An 18,207-nucleotide genomic window follows, 5' to 3' on the forward strand; every position below is an offset into this window, starting at 1 on the left:
GTTGTCCATGGCTTGATATTGCCGTCTCGAAATATGGAATGCAAGTCAGGCCGAAGTCCGCGCAGGGCTCCACACGAGACGCGCCCGAGACGACAACGAGAGAGGCGACCGCCCATGGCACGCACGATGGCCGAGAAGGTCTGGGAGGAGCACGTCGTCCGACGTGCCGACGGCGAGCCGGACCTGCTCTACATCGACCTCCACCTCGTCCACGAGGTGACCAGCCCGCAGGCCTTCGAGGGCCTGCGCCTGGCGGGCCGGTCCGTGCGCCGCCCGGACCTGACCATCGCCACCGAGGACCACAACGTCCCCACCCAGGACCTGCTGGCCCCCATCGCCGACCCGGTCTCCCGCAAGCAGGTCGAGACGCTGCGCAAGAACTGCTCCGACTTCGGCGTGCGGCTGCACCCGATGGGCGACATCGAGCAGGGCGTGGTGCACGTGGTCGGCCCCCAGCTGGGCCTGACCCAGCCGGGCATGACCATCGTCTGCGGTGACAGCCACACCAGCACCCACGGCGCGTTCGGCGCCCTGGCTTTCGGCATCGGCACCAGCCAGGTCGAGCACGTCCTGGCCACCCAGACCCTGCCGATGGCCCCCTTCAAGACGATGGCCGTCACCGTGAACGGCGCGCTGCGGCCGGGGGTGTCCGCCAAGGACGTCATCCTCGCGGTCATCGCCAGGATCGGCACCGGCGGCGGCCAGGGCTACGTCATCGAGTACCGGGGTGAGGCCATCGAGGCCCTGTCCATGGAAGCCCGCATGACCGTGTGCAACATGTCCATCGAGGCGGGCGCCCGCGCCGGGATGATCGCCCCGGACCAGACCACGTTCGACTACATCCGGGGCCGGGCGCACGCGCCGCGGGGCGAGGACTTCGACGCCGCGGTCGAGCACTGGAAGAGCCTGCGCACCGACGAGGGCGCGGTCTTCGACGCCGAGGTCGTGCTGGACGCCGACGAGCTCAGCCCGTTCGTCACCTGGGGCACCAACCCCGGCCAGGGCGTGCCGCTGGACGCCTCCGTGCCCGACCCCGCCTCGTACGAGGACCCCTCCGCCCGCGCCGCGGCCGAGAAGGCCCTGGCCTACATGGACCTCGAGGCCGGAACGCCGATGCGCGAGGTGAGGGTGGACACCGTCTTCCTGGGCTCGTGCACCAACGGCCGCATCGAGGACCTGCGCACCGCCGCCGAGATCATCCGCGGCCGCAGGGTGGCCGAGGGCGTGCGCATGCTCGTCGTCCCCGGCTCCATGCGGGTCAAGGAGCAGGCCAACGAGGAGGGCCTGGGCCGGGTCTTCGAGGAGGCCGGTGCCGAGTGGCGCGAGGCGGGCTGCTCGATGTGCCTGGGCATGAACCCCGACCAGCTCAAGCCCGGCGAGCGCAGCGCCTCCACCTCCAACCGCAACTTCGAGGGCCGCCAGGGCCGCGGCGGACGCACCCACCTGGTGTCGCCGCAGGTCGCCGCCGCCACCGCGGTGCGCGGCACTCTGTCCTCGCCCGCCGACCTGGCCGCCCTCTAGCGCGTCCCGTTAGGAGAGACCTCTCATGGAGAAGTTCGACGTCCACACCGGTCGGGCCGTGCCGCTGCGCGCGAGCAACGTCGACACCGACCAGATCATCCCGGCCGTCTACCTCAAGCGGGTCAGCCGGACCGGCTTCGAGGACGGCCTGTTCGCCGAGTGGCGCAAGTCCGACCCCGACTTCGTCCTCAACCGCCCCGAGTACCAGGGCGCGTCCGTTCTGGTGGCCGGGCCGGACTTCGGCACCGGCTCCTCGCGCGAGCACGCCGTGTGGGCGCTCCAGGACTACGGCTTCAAGACCGTGCTGTCCTCGCGCTTCGCCGACATCTTCCGCGGCAACTCGCTCAAGGGCGGCCTGCTGACGGTCCTGCTGGAGCAGGAGGTCATCGACCGCGTCTGGGCGGCCGTCGAGGCCGACCCCGCCACCGAGGTGACCGTGGACCTCGTCGAGCGCGAGGTGCGGGTTCCGACGGCGGGTGTGCGGGAGTCCTTCGAGCTGGACGACTACACCCGCTGGCGGCTCCTGGAGGGTCTGGACGACATCGCGCTGACCCTGCGCCACACGGACGCGATCGGGGAGTTCGAGGGCACCCGCAAGTCCTGGCTGCCGGTGACGCTCTAGACACTGATCGGCTTCTGGGCCGGGGATTCGTGTCCTGTGTGACGCAGGACACCCCCGGTCCAGAAATATTTTACCTTTACCTACTGTGAGCGCCTGCTTACGGGTCTTCCGTCCTTAAGCTCAGCGTGTCTCATGCCCGGAATCCGGTTATACGTAGGCATTTGAGGCTCGCAGAAGGGGTCAAAAGGGACTGAAGTCAGAGGCGGTTCCGGTCTGGACCGGAGCCCCGTAGGAGCTGCCGCGCAGGTGGGGATGGACCCGACACGCCCTGCCCGTAGGCGTTTGTATTTGTGTAAGGGCCTCTGCTTCCCCTAATTTCGTGCGAGCAAGGGGGAACCGGAGGAACCTTATGAACAAGCGTGACCTGATCGACGCGATCTCCGATCGACTCGGAGACAAGAAGACCGCGACCGAAGCGGTCAACGCTGTGCTTGACACCATTCAGGCCACCGTGGCGTCGGGCGACAAGGTCGCCATCACCGGCTTCGGCGTTTTCGAGAAGTCCGAGCGCGCGGCCCGTACGGCCCGCAACCCCGCCACCGGCGCCACCATCAACGTCCCCGCGAGCTTCGTCCCGAAGTTCCGCGCTGGCGCTGACTTCAAGGCTCTGGTCAACGGCGACAAGAAGTAACCCGCCACCACACGGCGACGGGTCCGTCCGCCCGGGTTCCCTTCGAGGGGCCCGGGCGGAACGCGTTCCCGGGGGTCCTGAGGCCTCGTGGGACTCCTGGGGCTAGGAGCCCGGGGGGAGGCGTGGAAGGGCCTCAGGAGGGCTCAGGGCGCGTTCTGCGGGCACAGGCCGTCGCCCACGAGCTCCCACAGCCCGCGCGTCCTGGGGCCCACGCCCAGCGCCACCGCGGCGCGCAGGTCCTCGAACGTGTCCACGTCGCGCCGCACCGACGCCACGTCCGGCACCACCAGTTCCCTGGCGCCCCCGGACAGGTGGCGGGCCCGCGAGGGGCCCTCGAAGGCCGGGGTGAACGGGTGCCCGGGCGCGGCGGCGAACAGCGTCGTGCCCACGCCGGGAGCGTCCGGAAGGAAGGAGCGCCCGTGCCCGGCCGCCGCCGCCAGGACCCGCTCCAGCTCCTCGGGACGCAGCGCGGGCAGGTCGGCGGACAGGGCACACACCCCGAGCGCGTGCAGGCGCCGCCGCGCGACGGCCGCCCCGTGCTCCAGCGCCGGGTTCAGCCCCGTGCCGGGTTCGCCGCCCACCACCACCGCGCCCAGCCGGGCCAGCTCGGCGCCCGCACGAGCGTCCTCGGTCACTGCGAACACCGCCGCCACCGCGGGGCAGGCCCGCGCCGCGGCCACCGTGTCGCAGGCGATGGCCAGCGCCAGGTCCTCGCGGCGGCCCCCCGCGGCCGGGGCCAGTCGCGACTTGGCGCGGCCGAGGTGCTTCACTGGGACGACCAGGGACCAGCGCGCCCCGGGGCGCGGCGCCCCGCTCCGTTCTCCACAGCCGGTCACGGTCCCCCCGGAACGTCGGTACGGCACGACAGTGACGAGGGTAGGCGTTCGGGGAGGAACCGTCGGCGCCGCCGCCCGGCGGAGTCGTACGGAAAAACCCGGACCGGGCCAGGCGTTGGGGGGAGGGCCTGTCGGCGCCGCCCGCCGGGGACGCGCGAGAGCCCCGCCCCGGGCCCGCCGTCCACCGCGGCCGCGCCGCACCAGGCGTGTCCCGGGCCCGAAGGTCAGCGGACGGCGCCCCGCCAGGCAGCGGGGCGTCCCCCGCCGACCACGCCCTACACTGAATCGGTTGTGCTGTGCGGCCTCGACGGGCCTGGAGCGATGGAGTGAGGAGTCCCGTGGCCAAGCAACGAGAATCCCGGTGGGTGAAGGCGGTCGTCTCCCGGATCGTCCGGTTCGTCCTGTGGTTCGTGACCAAGCCGGACTGGAAGGGCACCGAGCACGTCCCGGACAAGGGCGGCGCGATCATCGCCCTCAACCACCTGTCCCTGGCGGACCCGCTGACGGTCGCCCACTTCCTCTACATCGGCGCCCGGCGCTGGCCGACCTTCACCATGAAGGAGGGGATCATGCGCATTCCCGTGGTGAGCGCGGTGGCCAGGAGCACCGGCCAGATCCCCGTCAAGCGCGGCAGCACCGATGCCGTCAAGGCGCTCCACGAGGCCGAACTGGCGCTCACCCGCGACGGCGCCTCGGTGATCTTCTACCCCGAGGGCACCTGCACCCGGGACCCGGACCTGTGGCCGATGACGGCCAAGACCGGCGTGGCGCGCCTGGCCCTCACCACGGGCGTGCCCGTGGTCCCGGTGGCGCACTGGGGCGAACAGCACATCATGCCCTACGGCACCAAGAAGGTCAGGCTGTTCCCGCGCAAGCGCGTGGAGTTCCGGGCCGGACCGCCGGTGGACCTGTCCCGGTTCCGGGACCAGCCGCTGACCGGAACGGTCCTGCGGGAGGCCACCGAGGCGATCATGGCCGACATCACCGGCCTCCAGGCCCGGATCCGCGGCGAGGAGCCGCCCGCGGTCCCCTACGACCCCAGGAAGGCGCGGACCGCGGCCGCCGGGAGCGAGGCGCGGCCCTCCGTGGACGGCGGCACGGCCGCCGCGGCGGACAGCACGGCGCCGACCGAAGACGAGGCCGGGGCGAAGAGCGACAACGGCAAGGACAGCGCGGGGGCATGACGGAGCCGATGGGTAGCGACGACGTGAGGATCGCCGTTCTCGGCGCGGGCTCGTGGGGCACCGTGTTCGCGAACATCATCGCGGACGCGGCCGACCTGGCCGGGGAACGCCGTCCGGGCGGCTCCGCCGCCGAGGTGGTCCTGTGGGGGCGGCGGTCCTCGGTGGTCGACGCGATCAACGACACCTCCGAGAACCCCGACTACTTCCCCGGGATCGCCCTCAACCCGCGCCTGCGCGCCACCACCGACGCCCCCAAGGCGCTGGCGGAGGCCGACGTGGTGGTGCTGGCGGTGCCCTCGCAGACGCTGCGGGCCAACCTCGTGGACTGGCGTCCCCACCTGCGCGAGGACGCGGTGGTCGTCAGCCTCATGAAGGGTGTGGAACTGGGCACCCGCATGCGGGTGAGCCAGATCATCGCCGAGGTCCTGGAGTACCCCGAGGAGCGCATCGCGGTGGTGTCGGGCCCCAACCTGGCCCGCGAGATCGCCGAGCGCCAGCCCGCCACCGCCGTGGTCGCCTGCTCCCACGAGCCGACGGCCGTACGGCTCCAGAGCCTGTTCAGGTCGGCCTACTTCCGCCCCTACACCAGCACCGACCTGGTCGGGGTGGAGATCGGCGGTGCGATGAAGAACGTGATCGGACTGGCCGTCGGCGTGGCCGAGGGCATGGGCTTCGGGGACAACACCAAGGCGTCCCTCATCACCCGCGGCCTGGCCGAGACCACACGTCTGGCGGTGGCCCTGGGCGCGGACGAGCACACCCTGTCCGGCCTGGCCGGGATGGGTGACCTGGTCGCGACATGCTCGTCGCCGCTGTCGCGGAACCGGACCTTTGGTGAGAAACTGGGCGCTGGCAAGACCCTCGAACAGGTCGTCGCGGAGACCAGGCAGACGGCCGAGGGGGTCAAGTCCTCCGAATCCGTCCTGGAACTCGGATGGGCCCACGGGGTCGACCTGCCGATCACCGAGGCCGTCGTCAAGATGATGCACCACGACCTGAGCCCGGCCGAGGCGCTCGCCGCCTTCATGGCGCGCAGCGCCAAGCCCGAGCGCTACGGGGTCTGAGAGCGAGCACGATGTCACACACACCAGGGTCCGCGGCGGGCGCCGGGGCCGAGGGCGAGTACACGCGGGCGGTCTCCCTCCCGCAGGCGCCGGTTCCCGCCGAGCGCCCGATGCGCATGCCCGTCCACCGGGCCACCACCTACGCGTTCGACACCTCCCAGGAGTACGCGGACGTGCTGGCGGGCACCCGGCCGGGCTACTCCTACGCGCGCATCGACAGTCCCACCGTGGACGCGTTCGCCGACGCCGTCGCGGCACTGGAGGGCGCCGGGGTGCCGGGGCCGGTGCGCGGACAGGCCTTCTCCTCGGGCATGGGCGCGCTCAGCACGGTGTTCATGGCGCTGACCGAGGCCGGGTCGCACGTGGTGGCCTCGCGGTCCATCTACGGCAACACCCACTCGCTGCTGGACCGGCTGCTGCGCCGGTTCGGCGTGCGCACCGACTTCGTGGACATCACCGACCCGGACGCCGTGCGCGCCGCCGTGGGACCCGACACCCGGATGGTGTTCACCGAGACGCTGTCCAACCCCACCATGACCGTCTCCGACCTGCCCGAACTGGCGCGGATCTCCCACGAGGCCGGTGCCGCTCTGGTGGTGGACTCCACCTTCGCCTCCCCGGCCGTGTGCCGCCCGCTGGAGCACGGCGCCGACGTGGTCGTGCACTCGGCCACCAAGTACATCGGAGGCCACAGCGACACCACCGGTGGCGTGGCCGTGGCCTCGCCCGACCTGATCGGGCGCATCCGTTCCGCGCGCGTGGACCTGGGCCCCTGCCTGGCCCCCGACGAGGCCTACCTGCTGCACCGGGGGCTGGAGACGCTGCCGCTGCGTGTGCAGCGCCAGTGCGAGAGCGCGGCGGCCCTCGCCGCGGCACTGGAGGGGCACCCCCTGGTGGAGCGGGTCGACCACCCCTCGCTGGCCTCCCACCCCCAGTCGGCGCTCGCCGACAAGCTCTTCGACCGGGGTCGCCACGGCGCGGTCGTGACCGTGCACCCGCGCGGCGGACGCGAGGCCGGGATGGCCTTCGCCGACCGGCTGCGCGTGGCCACCATCGCCGCCTCGCTGGGCGGCACGCACACGCTGGCCGGACACGTCGCCTCCACGTCGCACCGCAGCATGAGCGAACGTGAACTGGCCGCGGCGGGCATCTCACCGGGAGCGGTGCGGTTCTCCGTCGGCCTGGAGGACCCCCGTGACCTCGTCGAGGACGCCCTGGCGGCCCTCGGCGGGGACAGCTGACACACCGCGGGGTCTCACCCGCTCCGGTTCCAACCAACGGCGAGATAGGGTCAGGCAGCATGTCGTCCGAACAGCGCAAGATTCGGGTGGCCGTCGTCTTCGGCGGGCGTAGCTCCGAACACGAGATCTCCTGCGTCACCGCGGGCAGCGTGCTGTCCGTCGTCGACCACGACCGCTACGAGATCGTGCCGGTCGGTATCACCCGTACGGGCAACTGGGTGCTGACCTCGGGCGACCCCGAGAGCCTGCGCATCGACGCGGGCACCAGCGCGCTGCCGTCGGTGTCCGAGGACGGCGTCGACCTGGCGCTGCCCTTCGACTCGGCGGGCCAGCTGATGGTCGTGGACCCGGTCAAGGGCCCCGAGCGCCTGGCCGGGGTGGACGTGGTGCTGCCGCTGCTGCACGGCCCCTTCGGCGAGGACGGCACCATCCAGGGGCTGTTCGAGATGATGGGCGTGCGCTACGCCGGGGCCGGGGTGTTCTCCAGCTCCGCCTCCATGGACAAGGTCTTCATGAAGGCCATGCTGCGCGGCAACGGCATCCCCACCAGCGACTTCGTGGCCATCACCGACCGCCAGTGGCGCACCGAGCGCAAGAGGGTGCTGGACGACGTGGCCGAGTTGGGCGCCACCGTGTTCGTCAAGCCCGCCCGCGCGGGCAGCAGCGTGGGCATCAGCAAGGTGGAGGACTCCTCCGACGCCGACGCGGTGGTCGCCGCGGTCGAGGCGGCCCGGGAGCACGACCCCAAGGTTCTGGTGGAGGCCCGGGTCGTGGGCCGCGAGCTGGAGTGCGGCGTGCTGGAGTCCGAGGACGGCGGCACGCCCGACGTGTCCGTCCCGGCCGAGGTGCACGTCGCCGACGGCTTCGACTTCTACGACTTCGAGGCCAAGTACCTGTCCACGAGCAGCCTGACCATCCCGGCCGAGATCCCCGAGGAGGCCACGGCGCGCCTGCGCGCGCTGGCCGCCGAGGTGTTCGAGGCGATGGGCTGCGAGGGCCTGGCCCGCGTGGACTTCTTCTACACCGAGGACGGCGGCATCCTCGTCAACGAGCTCAACACCATGCCCGGCTTCACCCCGGCGTCGGCCTTTCCGCAGATGTGGGCCGCCACCGGCGTGGACTACGCGGCCCTGGTGGAGCGGATGATCTCCACGGCGCTGCGCCGCGCCCCCGGGCTGCGGTAGAGCGCTTCCCGCCGACGGACGGCCGTGTGGCCGTCCGTCCCCGTGCTTTCTGGGGTTTCTCTCCGGAAACGCGTACGCTGGTGTGGTGATCTCGCTACGCTCAGGAGCATTCTGGATACCTCAGGGTGTCCCTTGTGACGTGTGCTGCTCAAGAGCGGGTGGAGGAGACGGAGATGGACCTCCCGACGCTGGCTGAAAGCCTCGAACTCCCGGATGGTTACCGCGCGGAGATCATCAACGGGAGCATCATCGTGTCGCCGACACCGACCTACCGGCACGCCAGGGCTGTCAGGAAGCTTGAAAGGGCTCTCTCTCACGTAGAGGAGGAGGGGTTCGACATGCTACAGACGGCGACGGTGGAAATCAGTGGGACCGGGGATCGCTACGTTCCCGACCTCCTGGTTATGCCGGCGGCTCTGGCCGAGGGTGAGGGGTGGGACGGTCCGGAGTGGATCCGGCCGGCAGAGGCGTTGGAGCTCGCGGTGGAGGTCGTCTCTCCGAGCAGCGCTCTCCACGATTGGCAGGCCAAGGCACGGGGGTATGCGAAGGCCGGGGTACCCCTCTACCTGGTCGTCGACCCCCGTAGGAGCGAGGTCGCGCTCTTCTCCGAGCCCAAGGGCGACGAGTACCAGGAGGTCGCTCGCGCCGTACGGGGTGGATCGGTGAGTCTTCCCAAACCCTTCGACGTCGAGATCGAGGCCTCCACACTGCTCACGTGAGTACGGGCGCGTCCGGCGGCCGAGTTGGGCGGCGGAAATATCCACAGGCGGGCGACCGGGCGGTTGCCCGCCTTCGGCGTTCCCGAGGACACTGGTACACGGGGGTGGGCCCACCCGTGTGGACGGGTCCACGGAGGTCCCTCCGCGAGCGTACGCTCACCGCGACCCAGCCACCAGCCCTTCCTGCCAGCCTGTGGACGACCCCGGCTCCGACTGGACCTTGGCCGCCGCCGCGCACGCGTACGGACTTCTGTGCGGCGAGGCGGCACCGGGTTCGGGACGGCGTACGCAGAACCGCCCCGCGCGCGGGCACGGGGCGGTCCAGGTCGGCGCTGGTGGCGCCGGGAAGGTCCGGCTCCGGTCAGCCCTGACCGTGTCCGCTGGGGGAAGGGCCGCCGGGGAAGGGCCCGCCAGGAGGCGTTCCGCCGGGAAGCGGTCCGCCCGGAGCGCCCGATCCCGGCAGGGGGCCCGCGGGGTCCGGCCGGTGCGGCGCGGTGGGGACCAGCTCGCGGGTGAGGATCACCGCGCCCGCGACGGCGGCGGGGAAGACCACGACGGCCAGGAACGGGATCGCCACCAGGAAGTACGTCGGCACCGCGTAGCCCAGCACCCGCGCCCGCCGGGTGCCCATGTACCGGCGCCGCTCACGGATGGTCATCAGCCTCCGGCGGTCGAACGCGCTCGCCAGCAGCTCGACCGCCAGCAGCCACCCGCCCAGCACGGCGGCCAGCACCGGGCCGACCACCTGTCCCACCACCGGGATGAAACCGATCGCGAACACGAACACCATCACCACGAGGGACATCGCCACGACGGCCAGCGACTGCCGGATGGCCCGCCACATAGAGGCCATCAGCGACTCGTCGAGCTCGCCGGGGTCGTTGCCCAGCTCCTTCTCGACCAGTTCGGTGACCTTGTCGTAGATCGGCCCACCCAGGGTCAGCGTGACCGTCGTGAACCCGACCACCATCAGCAGGAGCGATCCGGCCAGGACCGCCACGGACACGGCGCCGCGCAGCAGCCCCTGCCACAGGGGGTCCCAGCCGTCGGCGAAGGGCGTCGCCCAGTCGGCCAGGTCGGTCAGGTTCACCACCAGGAGTACGAACAACGCCAGGAACACCAGTGATGTGATCAGGGCGGGAAGGGCGCCGAGCAGGAACAGGCGCGGTTTGCGCAACAGCAGGGTGAAGCCGCGCAGGAGGGCGCCGACGCCACCGAGGAACTCACGAACGGGATTGGCCACGGGGGAACCCTAGAGGACCCCGGCACCGCTGTCAGATCCGGGGCCGAGGCTCTCAAGACGAGTCATGGACGAGGACGCCGTTCGCGAAGAGGTTGCGTGTGCCCGTGGTGATCGCGTAGCGGCTTGACGTGTGCCAAGCAGACTTCTTGTTCTGGGCATCACTCTCTATGCGTTCCACCAGTTGGGACACAAGCTGTCGCCTGAACTGCCTCTCGCCGGCCGGGGGAGCCAGCCGTCATGGCCGCGATAGCGTTCCGGGAGCTTTCGTTGCATCACGGGAGGGACGTAAGGAGCGACGAGCAGGAACAGTCGCTCTGCGGCGACACTGTTGAGACGGATTGTTAGATACCCCCGGCTGTCTCGCATGAGCGTCCCTGTGATGCCGAGTCTGCGCAGCCCGTTCAGGAGTACACGGCAGTCGTCCTCATCGAAACCACACGTGGAAAGCAACGCTCGATCCTCTTGGCCTTCTGTGTGGCAGAGCGACCCGTCATCCATGTACCAGAACGCCAAAGCGAGCGGATCGAGGTGTTCGGCGATCCAGGAAGGGATCCTTTTCTTCCCATGTGCTGTCATTTCCCCGAAACATTCCGCCACGCTCGGGTGGAAGGTCGAGCGCGCGGTGATGATGGCCGATCCGTAGCCGCTGGTCAACTCACGGATGCTGGTGCTGGCGAGGTCTCCAAGAGCTCGCAGAGTCCATCGAACGTATTCCTCGTCGGCCTGCCGATGGCCCCACACGACGGATGCGCTCCCGGACTTGGCCCTTTGGAGGTGTCCGTCGCCCAGGAGCTTCCCCAGCAACACGGAGCGCTGACATGGGGTCAGGTCGAGTTCGCTGCGGAGCAGTGTGATTCGCTGACTTGGTGAGTACTCTCCAACCGGTGTGTAGGTGTCTGGCCCTGGTGACCAGACGCGGTAGTCGGGGCTGGAGATGAGGCAGAAGAAGGAGCTTCCGCGTCCTGCGCGTAGTCGTCGTCCCGAAAGTTTTGTCCAGGAGGCTCCCGGGCCTTGGCGGCGCATTTGGAACACCCGAGTCGAAACGACACGTGTGCCGTGGTCGGTCCCAAGTACTTCGTCTCCGACTTGGACTTGGATGAGGCGCTTTCGTGTGCCGTCTGCCATGGATATTCGTGTTTCGCTGTGCAGGCCGCTGTACTTCTCGGCCATGACTCTCCTAGGGTTGTGGACTCCTTGAAGAGAAGTTAGCGAATCTGTGTTCGACGCGGGGTGGTTTCAAGAAATTCAGGAAGCGCTGACGTCGCGGTACCAGCCCTCCCGCCGGGACAGCTCCTCGTGCGTGCCCTGCTGGACCACCCGGCCGTCGCGCACCACGTAGATCCGGTCCACGCGGTCCAGGCCCGTCAGGTCGTGCGTGACCAGCAGGGTGGAGTACCCCTCGGTCGCGGCCAACAGGTCCTCCACCACCGCGTCGCGCGTGTCCGGGTCCAGGTGGGCGGTCGGCTCGTCCAGCACCAGCACCCGGGGCGCCGCCAGCAGGGCGCGGGCCAGCGCCAGCCGCTGCACCATCCCGCCGCTCAGGCCCAGGCCGTGCGTGCCCACCCGCGTGTCCAGCCCCCGGGGCGTCGCCGCCACGTCGTCGGCCAGCCGCGCGCGCCGCAGCGCCTCCCACAGCTCGTCGTCCTCCGCGCCGGGTCGGGCCAGCCGCAGGTTCTCCCGCAGCGTCGAGGCGAACACGTGCGGGTCCTGCGTGACCCCCGACACCACCCCGCGCACCTCGTCGGCCGGGTACGACGTGACGTCCTCCCCGCCGATCTCCACCAGGCCGCCGTCCGGGTCGCGGAACCGCAGCAGCACCGACGCCAGCGTGCTCTTGCCCGCGCCGCTGGGGCCGATCACCGCCACCGTCCACCCTGCGGGGATATCCAGGTCCATCCCGTCCAGCGCCCACGGTTCCTCGGGTCCGTAGCGCACCCGCAGGTCCCGCACCCGGACCGTCGCGTCCCCGTGCGGGTCCAGGCCCGTGCGCGTGGGCGCGGCGACCGCGGGCGGGGTGTCCAGGACTCCGAACAGCCTCGCGCCGCTCGCCCGGATCGCCCCCAGTCTGGCCGCCACGGCGGGCAGCGGCGCCACGATCTCGAACGCCGCCAGCGTCACCAGCACCAGCACCGCCAGCGACACCGCGTCCAGCATTGCGCCCTCCACGGCGGTCACGCCCAGGAACAGCACGCCCCACACGGTCAGCCCGGTGATCAGCGCGCTCGCCCCGGCGCCCAGCCCCAGGATCGCGGAGTCCCTGCGTGCCAGCCGGGTCAGCTCCTCGTCGGCCGCGTACACCCGCTCCACCTGCCGGTCCATGGCGCCGTAGGCGACCAGGTCGGGCGCCCCGTGCAGGGTGTCCACCAGGGTCGTCGACAGCTCCCCGCGCGCCCTGGCCTGACGCCTGCCCGGCTCCCGTCCCAGCGCGGCCGCGGCCAGCGGCACCGCCAGACCGGCCAGCAGCAGGCCCGCCGCCAGCAGCAGCCCTCCCGGCACGTACAGCGCGGTCAGGACCAGGACCGTGACGCCGCCCGTCACCACCGAGACCAGCGGCGGCGTCAGTCCGCGCACCAGTAGGTCCAGGGTGGCCTCGGTGTCGTTGACCAGCCGGGACACCAGGTCGCCGGACCGGAAGCGGCCGAACGGCTCGGTCCTGGCGAGCCTCTCGTACACCCGCACCCGGACCTCGGCCAGCGTGCGGAACGCGGCGTCGTGGGTGACCAGCCGCTCCAGGTAGCGGGCCACCCCGCGGCCCACGCCCAGCGCGCGGGTGGCGACCACGGCCACACCCAGCGCGGTGATGGGCGGGTGGTCGGCGGCGGTGGCCAGCATCCACGCGGCCACGCCCAGCAGGGCCACGGCCGCGCCGGTCGCGGCGGCGCCCAGCAGCACACCGAGCGCGAAGCGGCCCCCGCGCGGCCGGGCCAGGGCCGTCATCCGCAGCAGCGGGTCGCGGCGGCGTTCGCGCTCGGGCACGTGGAGCGTGTCGGGGGCGGCGGTGTCGGCGCTCATCGCGACGCACTCCCTTCCTGGGTCAGCAGCGGCAGTGACGCGGTCCGCAGGGTGTCTCCGAGGACGCCGTGCGCCCAGCCGGTGTCGTGGGCGACGATGACGGCGGTCCGGCCCTCCAGGAGCCGGGCGACGGCCGTGCGCACCGCCGCGGCGTTCTCCGGGTCCAGGTGGGCGGTGGGCTCGTCCAGCAGGACGAGCGGGGCGTCCCGGCACAGCGCCCGTGCCAGCGCGATCCGCTGCCGTTGTCCGGCCGACAGGCGGGTGCCGCGCTCGCCGAGCCGGGTGTCGTAGCCGTCGGGGAGGGCGCGGACGAACGCGTCGGCCTCGGCCAGCCGGGCCGCCTCACGAACCCGTTCCATGGAGGCGTCGGGTGCGCCCAGCCGGATGTTGTCGGCCACGGACACGTCGAACAGGTAGGGGTTCTGGGGGACCCAGGCGGTGCCGAGGCGCCAGTCGGCGGCGTTGACCCCGTCCAGGGGCTGCCACCCTCCGCCGGGCGCGCGCACGCTGACGCGCCCCCGCGTGGGTTCGACCAGCCGCAGCAGCAGCGACAGCAGGGTGGACTTGCCCGCCCCGCTGGGGCCGGTGAGCAGCAGGTGCTCCCCGGCCGCCACCTCCAGGTCCAACCCGGACAGTGCGGGCACGTCCCGTCCGGGGTAGAGCAGTTCCACGTCCTCGAAGCGGATGTCGCCTCCGGCGGCGGGCGCGGGTCGGCCGGTCGCGGCGGGAGGGGCGGGGGAGCCGCCGGATCCCGTCGCGGCGGCCGTCGCCCCGACGGCGTCCGTGGCCAGGGCGGCCCCTGTGACGTCGGAAACCTCCCCGGTCCCTTTCGCTCCCCGGGGTCCGTCGGCCGTGCCGTCCGCCGGGTCCGGTGCGCTGGCTCCGGTCCGCGCCGTTCCGCGTCCGCGTTCCAGCTCGGTGAACACCTGCTCGGCGGCGGACACACCCTCCATGCTCGCGTGGAACCGGGCGCCCACCTCCCGCAGCGGCAGGTAGGCCTCCGGCGCCAGGATCAGCACCAGCAGCGCCGTCTGGTAGTCCATGTGGCCGCCCAGCAGGCGCAGGCCCACCTCCACCGCGACCAGCGCCACCGCCAGGGTGGACAGGAGCTCCAGCGCGAACGCCGACAGGAAGGCGACCCGCAGCGTTCCCATCGTCGCCCGCCGGTGGTCCTCACCCACCCGGCGCAGGATCTCGGCCTGCGCCTTGGCCCGGCGGAACACGGCCAGGGTCGGCAGCCCCTCCACCACGTCCAGGAAGTGCCCGCCCAGGCGGCTCAGCAGCTTCCACTGCCGGTCGGTGCGCTGCTGGGTGTGCATTCCGATCAGTGCCATGAACACCGGGATCAGCGGCAGCGTCACCAGGATGACGATCCCCGAGATCCAGTCCGACCAGAACACCACCGCCAGCACGGCCAGGGGCACGATCGCGGCCAGGACCAGCTGGGGCAGGTAGCGGGCGAAGTAGTCGTCGAGCGCGTCCAGGCCCCGGGTGGCCAGGGTGACCAGCTCGCCCGCCTTGGGCGAGCCCTGCTCGCCGCCGGGCTCGGCCGTCCACACCCTGCCGGACCCGGTCACGTGCGCCACCAGTTGGCGGCGCAGCTGCGACTTGGTGCGCGCGGCGCTGTGCAGCGCGGAGGTCTCGGCCAGGTAGGACAGCAGGGCCCGGACCACGGCGACGGCCGCGACCGCGCCGACCACCCAGCCCAGGGTGTCCAGCCCCTCGCCCCTCCAGGCGCCGGTGACGGCGCGGGCCAGCAGCCAGGCCTGGACCAGGATCAGGCCGGTGATGAGCACTCCGCTGGCCACGGAGACGGCCAGGTGTGCGCGTACCGCGCTGGCGGTACGCACCAGGCGCGGGTCAAGGGGCTTCATAGGCGCGGGACCTCACGACGTCGTTCGGGCCGGGTGCACGGCTGACCCGGAGTGGCTGGGGCCTTCACGGTGGCACGGTGCCGCCCCGGCCGGCCGGAGCGGGCGCGACGGCCCCAGTATCCACCCGGTGCGTCTCGCTGACCGGCCGCCACCGCGGCCCTCTGTCCCGGGGCGGGGCGGGGCGGTCGGGAGCCTCCCGGGTGGGGGCGGTCGGGTGCCTCCCGGGCGGGGCGGGTGTACCCGCCGGGAGGCACCGCGGCACCGTCAGGCAGCGGGTTCGGGATTCCTGCCCCCGTGCTCGGCCTGGGTGACGGTAGCCCCGGTCACGGTCTCGCCGGTCACCCTCCTGCGGAACACCCAGTAGCTCCACCCCTGGTAGAGGAGCACGAGCGGCAGGAACACCACCGCCACCCACGACATCACGGTCAACGTGTACTCGGCGGAGGAGGCGCCCGCGACGGTCAGGCTGAACGCGGGGTCGGTGGTGGAGGGCAACACGTTCGGGAACAGCGCGGTGAACAGGGCGGCGAACGCGGCGAGGATGGTCACCGCGGTGAAGGCGAACGACCACCCCTCGCGGCGCCGCCAGGCAGCCGCGACCCCGCCCGCCAGCGCCGCGGCGGAGAGGGCGACCAGCGGCAGGGTCCGCGTCCCGTCGCCGTGGGCGAGCTGGGTCCACGCCAGGAAGAGCGAGCCCAGCGGGACCGCGGCGCACGCGGACCACAGGGCGGCCCGGCGCGCGCGGATCCGCACCGGCCCGTCGGTCTTGAGGGTCAGGAAGATCGCCCCGTGCAGGGTGAACAGTGACAGCGTCGTCAGCCCGCCGAGCAGGGCGTAGGGGTTGAGCAGGTCCGCCACCGAGGAGGTGACCACCTGGTCGGAGCCCATGGCCACGCCCCGGACGACGTTGGCGAAGATCACGCCCCACAGGAAGGCGGGCGCGGTGCTGCCCGCGAAGATCGCCCGGTCCCACCAGGCGCGCCACACGGAGCTGTCGCGCTTGCCCCGGTACTCGAACGCCACACCGCGCAGGATCAGCGCGACGAGGATGAGGAACACCGGTGCGTAGAACCCGCTGAGCAGGGAGGCGTACCAGGCGGGGAAGGCGGCGAAGGTCGCGCCGACCGCGGTGATCAGCCACACCTCGTTGGCGTCCCAGACCGGCCCGATCGCGTTGATGGCGACCCGGCGGTCGACGGAGTCGCGCCTGCCCATGAAGGGCATGAGCGTGCCCACCCCGAAGTCGAACCCCTCCAGGACGAAGTACCCGATCCACAGGACCGAGATGGCGATGAACCAGATGACGGCCAGTTCCATGGTCCTTGGCTCCTAGTAGCTGAAGTGCGGGATCTTGGACTCGTCCTCGTCGTCCTCCAGGTCGGGGACGAGGTGGGAGGGTCCGGCCTTGATGTACTTCAGGAGCAGGCCGACCTCGATGACGAAGAGCCCCCCGTACACCGCGGTGAACCCGGCCAGGGTCGCCGCGACGGCCCCCAGGCTCACCCCGGGGGAGACACTGGCCGCGGTGAGCAGTTCGCCGTGCACGGTCCAGGGCTGGCGGCCCATCTCGGTGAGCACCCAGCCGAAGATGTTGGCGGCCAGAGCCGCGGGCAGCGCGAGCATGGCCGCGTAGTAGAACCACTTGCTGGTCGGGGTGCGCTCCCTGCCCCAGGTGAGGAGGAGGCCGAGCGCGGCCACCGCCACCCCGAACATGCCCAGACCCATCATCAGGCGGAAGGACCAGTACACGACGAACACGTTGGGGGTGTAGTCGCCGGGGCCGTAGTACTCGTCGTAGGCCTCCTCCAGGTTGTTCATCCCGTGCACCTCGCCGTCGAACTGACCGGTGGCGAGGAAGCTGAGCACGTTGGGGATGGTGATGTCGATGGGGTTGTAGCGCTCCTCGGTGTCGCCGACGGCTAGGGCGGAGAAGGCCGCGCCCTCCTCGGTCTCCCACAGGGCCTCGGCGGCGGCGAGCTTCATCGGCTCGTACTCGGCGGCGAGCTTGGCCTGGTGGTCGCCGGAGAAGACCACCAGGGCCCCGGCTACCAGGGTGAAGACCAGGCCGACCTTGAGCGTGCCGCGGAACAGGGCGAAGTCCTTCCGGGGCGGGACCACCCCGGGGGTGCCGGTGTCGTTGTGGTGGCTGTTGCGCCAGAGCTTGTAGGCGCTGACCGCCACGACGAACAGCCCGGCGGTGATGAACGCGGCCGAGACGGTGTGCAGGTAGGTGGACCAGGCCTGGTCGTTGCTGAGCACCGCCCAGATGTCGGTGAGCTCGGCGCGTCCGTTCTCCTCGTTGACCGTGTAGCCGACGGGGTGCCGCATCCAGGCGTTGGCGGCGAGGATGAAGTACGCCGAGAGGTTGGTGCCGATGGCGACCGCCCAGATGCAGGCCAGGTGGACGCCCCGGGACAGCCGGTGCCAGCCGAAGATCCACAGCCCGATGAAGGTGGACTCCAGGAAGAAGGCGAGCAGGGCCTCCATGGCCAGCGGGGCGCCGAAGACGTCGCCGACGAAGCGGGAGTACTCGCTCCAGTTCATACCGAACTGGAACTCCTGCACGATCCCGGTGACCACGCCCATGGCGAAGTTGATGAGGAAGAGTTTGCCGAAGAACTGGGTGGCCTGTAGGTACTCGTGTCTGCCGGTGCGGTACCAGAGGGTCTGGAGCACGGCCACGATGAACGACAGCCCGATGGTCAGGGGCACGAACAGGAAGTGGTAGATCGTGGTGACACCGAACTGCCACCTCGCGAGTTCAAGGGCTTCCATACCCGCCTCTCCAAGTACCGACCGCCGGTAGTACTACAGATCGTAGTTCTACAGTCTGTCGTAGTTCCAGCGGGTCCCGCGGAAAACGGTGTTCCGTGCGTCTCCCCGGTGGGTGCGCGGGCTCTCCGGGATGCGCCGGCGGAGGCCGCAGGCGGGCCTCCACCGCCTCCACCTGCGGGGAAGCCGCCTGGACGGGGCGGCCGCGGCCACGCGGGGAGTCGCCGTGTGCGTTCGGACACACGCTTCGGGACGCGGACGGCCGCGGGTACGGACGCTTCCGGGCGTACGAGGCTCCGAGCGC

The 18,207-nt window shown here is 71.4% G+C and carries 15 protein-coding genes; 8 read left to right on the forward strand and 7 right to left on the reverse strand.

All coding sequences use genetic code 11. The annotated features are described in order from the left end of the window. Positions 1-114: 114 nt before the first annotated feature. The 3 genes from leuC to ACSIH6_RS21400 all read left to right on the forward strand — a co-directional run bounded on the left by leuC (position 115) and on the right by ACSIH6_RS21400 (position 2,774). Positions 115-1,521 carry a 3-isopropylmalate dehydratase large subunit gene (leuC, locus tag ACSIH6_RS21390; protein WP_435110080.1) on the forward strand — a complete coding sequence of 469 codons (1,407 nt, stop codon included), beginning with the start codon at positions 115-117 and terminating at the stop codon, positions 1,519-1,521. Positions 1,522-1,546: 25 nt separating this feature from the next. Then, positions 1,547-2,143, forward strand: a complete 597-nt coding sequence (leuD, locus tag ACSIH6_RS21395; RefSeq protein WP_435110081.1) for a 3-isopropylmalate dehydratase small subunit — start codon at positions 1,547-1,549, stop codon at positions 2,141-2,143. Between the two features lie 349 nt (positions 2,144-2,492). After that, entirely contained in the window at positions 2,493-2,774 is a 282-nt protein-coding gene (locus ACSIH6_RS21400; RefSeq protein ID WP_013151244.1) for an HU family DNA-binding protein, read from the forward strand. Positions 2,775-2,917: 143 nt separating this feature from the next. On the opposite strand, the gene cofC is transcribed toward ACSIH6_RS21400, so the two are convergent. Beyond that, a complete protein-coding gene (gene cofC / locus ACSIH6_RS21405; protein WP_435110082.1) occupies positions 2,918-3,610 on the reverse strand; it encodes a 2-phospho-L-lactate guanylyltransferase in 693 nt (230 codons plus the stop codon). 338 nt (positions 3,611-3,948) lie between these two features. Between cofC and ACSIH6_RS21410 the strand changes: the two genes are divergently transcribed. From ACSIH6_RS21410 to ACSIH6_RS21430, 5 genes are all read left to right on the forward strand, one after another. Further along, a complete protein-coding gene (locus ACSIH6_RS21410; RefSeq protein ID WP_435110083.1) occupies positions 3,949-4,794 on the forward strand; it encodes a lysophospholipid acyltransferase family protein in 846 nt (281 codons plus the stop codon). 8 nt (positions 4,795-4,802) lie between these two features. Continuing rightward, on the forward strand, positions 4,803-5,858 hold the full coding sequence (locus tag ACSIH6_RS21415; RefSeq protein ID WP_435110095.1) for an NAD(P)H-dependent glycerol-3-phosphate dehydrogenase: 1,056 nt from the start codon (positions 4,803-4,805) through the stop codon (positions 5,856-5,858). An 11-nt stretch (positions 5,859-5,869) separates the two neighbouring features. Continuing rightward, the gene (locus ACSIH6_RS21420) at positions 5,870-7,099 is read left to right on the forward strand and encodes a trans-sulfuration enzyme family protein (protein WP_435110084.1); all 1,230 of its coding nucleotides are present in this window, start codon (positions 5,870-5,872) and stop codon (positions 7,097-7,099) included. Between the two features lie 59 nt (positions 7,100-7,158). Continuing rightward, on the forward strand, positions 7,159-8,283 hold the full coding sequence (locus ACSIH6_RS21425) for a D-alanine--D-alanine ligase family protein (RefSeq protein ID WP_435110085.1): 1,125 nt from the start codon (positions 7,159-7,161) through the stop codon (positions 8,281-8,283). Between the two features lie 173 nt (positions 8,284-8,456). Beyond that, complete coding sequence (locus ACSIH6_RS21430; protein ID WP_435110086.1) at positions 8,457-9,002, forward strand: Uma2 family endonuclease; 546 nt, start codon at positions 8,457-8,459, stop codon at positions 9,000-9,002. Between the two features lie 361 nt (positions 9,003-9,363). Here the strand turns inward: ACSIH6_RS21430 and ACSIH6_RS21435 are convergent, their stop codons facing one another. From ACSIH6_RS21435 to ACSIH6_RS21460, 6 genes are all read right to left on the reverse strand, one after another. Continuing rightward, positions 9,364-10,245, reverse strand: a complete 882-nt coding sequence (locus ACSIH6_RS21435; protein ID WP_435110087.1) for an EI24 domain-containing protein — start codon at positions 10,243-10,245, stop codon at positions 9,364-9,366. 165 nt (positions 10,246-10,410) lie between these two features. Then, a complete protein-coding gene (locus tag ACSIH6_RS21440) occupies positions 10,411-11,415 on the reverse strand; it encodes a hypothetical protein (RefSeq protein WP_435110088.1) in 1,005 nt (334 codons plus the stop codon). 75 nt (positions 11,416-11,490) lie between these two features. Beyond that, positions 11,491-13,257 (reverse strand): thiol reductant ABC exporter subunit CydC, encoded by a 1,767-nt coding sequence (cydC, locus tag ACSIH6_RS21445; protein WP_435110089.1) that lies wholly within the window; start codon positions 13,255-13,257, stop codon positions 11,491-11,493. After that, entirely contained in the window at positions 13,254-15,131 is a 1,878-nt protein-coding gene (gene cydD, locus ACSIH6_RS21450; protein ID WP_435110090.1) for a thiol reductant ABC exporter subunit CydD, read from the reverse strand. Before cydD ends, cydC begins: the two co-directional genes overlap by 4 nt. A 264-nt stretch (positions 15,132-15,395) precedes the next feature. Next, positions 15,396-16,448 (reverse strand): cytochrome d ubiquinol oxidase subunit II, encoded by a 1,053-nt coding sequence (gene cydB, locus ACSIH6_RS21455; RefSeq protein WP_435110091.1) that lies wholly within the window; start codon positions 16,446-16,448, stop codon positions 15,396-15,398. Positions 16,449-16,460: 12 nt separating this feature from the next. Next, entirely contained in the window at positions 16,461-17,906 is a 1,446-nt protein-coding gene (locus ACSIH6_RS21460) for a cytochrome ubiquinol oxidase subunit I (protein WP_435110092.1), read from the reverse strand. Between the last annotated feature and the right edge of the window lie 301 nt (positions 17,907-18,207).

The sequence above is a fragment of the Nocardiopsis synnemataformans genome (genome assembly GCF_965343085.1).
In the GTDB taxonomy this organism is placed as follows: domain Bacteria; phylum Actinomycetota; class Actinomycetes; order Streptosporangiales; family Streptosporangiaceae; genus Nocardiopsis; species Nocardiopsis alborubida.

Excerpts from the sequence above, each read along its gene's own strand:
- leuC (WP_435110080.1), top strand. The coding sequence starts at position 115 with ATGGCACGCACGATGGCCGAGAAGGTCTGGGAGGAGCACGTCGTCCGA.
- leuD (WP_435110081.1), top strand. The coding sequence starts at position 1,547 with ATGGAGAAGTTCGACGTCCACACCGGTCGGGCCGTGCCGCTGCGCGCG.
- ACSIH6_RS21400 (WP_013151244.1), top strand. The coding sequence starts at position 2,493 with ATGAACAAGCGTGACCTGATCGACGCGATCTCCGATCGACTCGGAGAC.
- ACSIH6_RS21415 (WP_435110095.1), top strand. The coding sequence starts at position 4,803 with ATGGGTAGCGACGACGTGAGGATCGCCGTTCTCGGCGCGGGCTCGTGG.
- ACSIH6_RS21420 (WP_435110084.1), top strand. The coding sequence starts at position 5,870 with ATGTCACACACACCAGGGTCCGCGGCGGGCGCCGGGGCCGAGGGCGAG.
- ACSIH6_RS21425 (WP_435110085.1), top strand. The coding sequence starts at position 7,159 with ATGTCGTCCGAACAGCGCAAGATTCGGGTGGCCGTCGTCTTCGGCGGG.
- ACSIH6_RS21430 (WP_435110086.1), top strand. The coding sequence starts at position 8,457 with ATGGACCTCCCGACGCTGGCTGAAAGCCTCGAACTCCCGGATGGTTAC.
- ACSIH6_RS21440 (WP_435110088.1), bottom strand. The coding sequence starts at position 11,415 with ATGGCCGAGAAGTACAGCGGCCTGCACAGCGAAACACGAATATCCATG.
- cydC (WP_435110089.1), bottom strand. The coding sequence starts at position 13,257 with ATGAGCGCCGACACCGCCGCCCCCGACACGCTCCACGTGCCCGAGCGC.
- cydD (WP_435110090.1), bottom strand. The coding sequence starts at position 15,131 with ATGAAGCCCCTTGACCCGCGCCTGGTGCGTACCGCCAGCGCGGTACGC.
- cydB (WP_435110091.1), bottom strand. The coding sequence starts at position 16,448 with ATGGAACTGGCCGTCATCTGGTTCATCGCCATCTCGGTCCTGTGGATC.
- ACSIH6_RS21460 (WP_435110092.1), bottom strand. The coding sequence starts at position 17,906 with ATGGAAGCCCTTGAACTCGCGAGGTGGCAGTTCGGTGTCACCACGATC.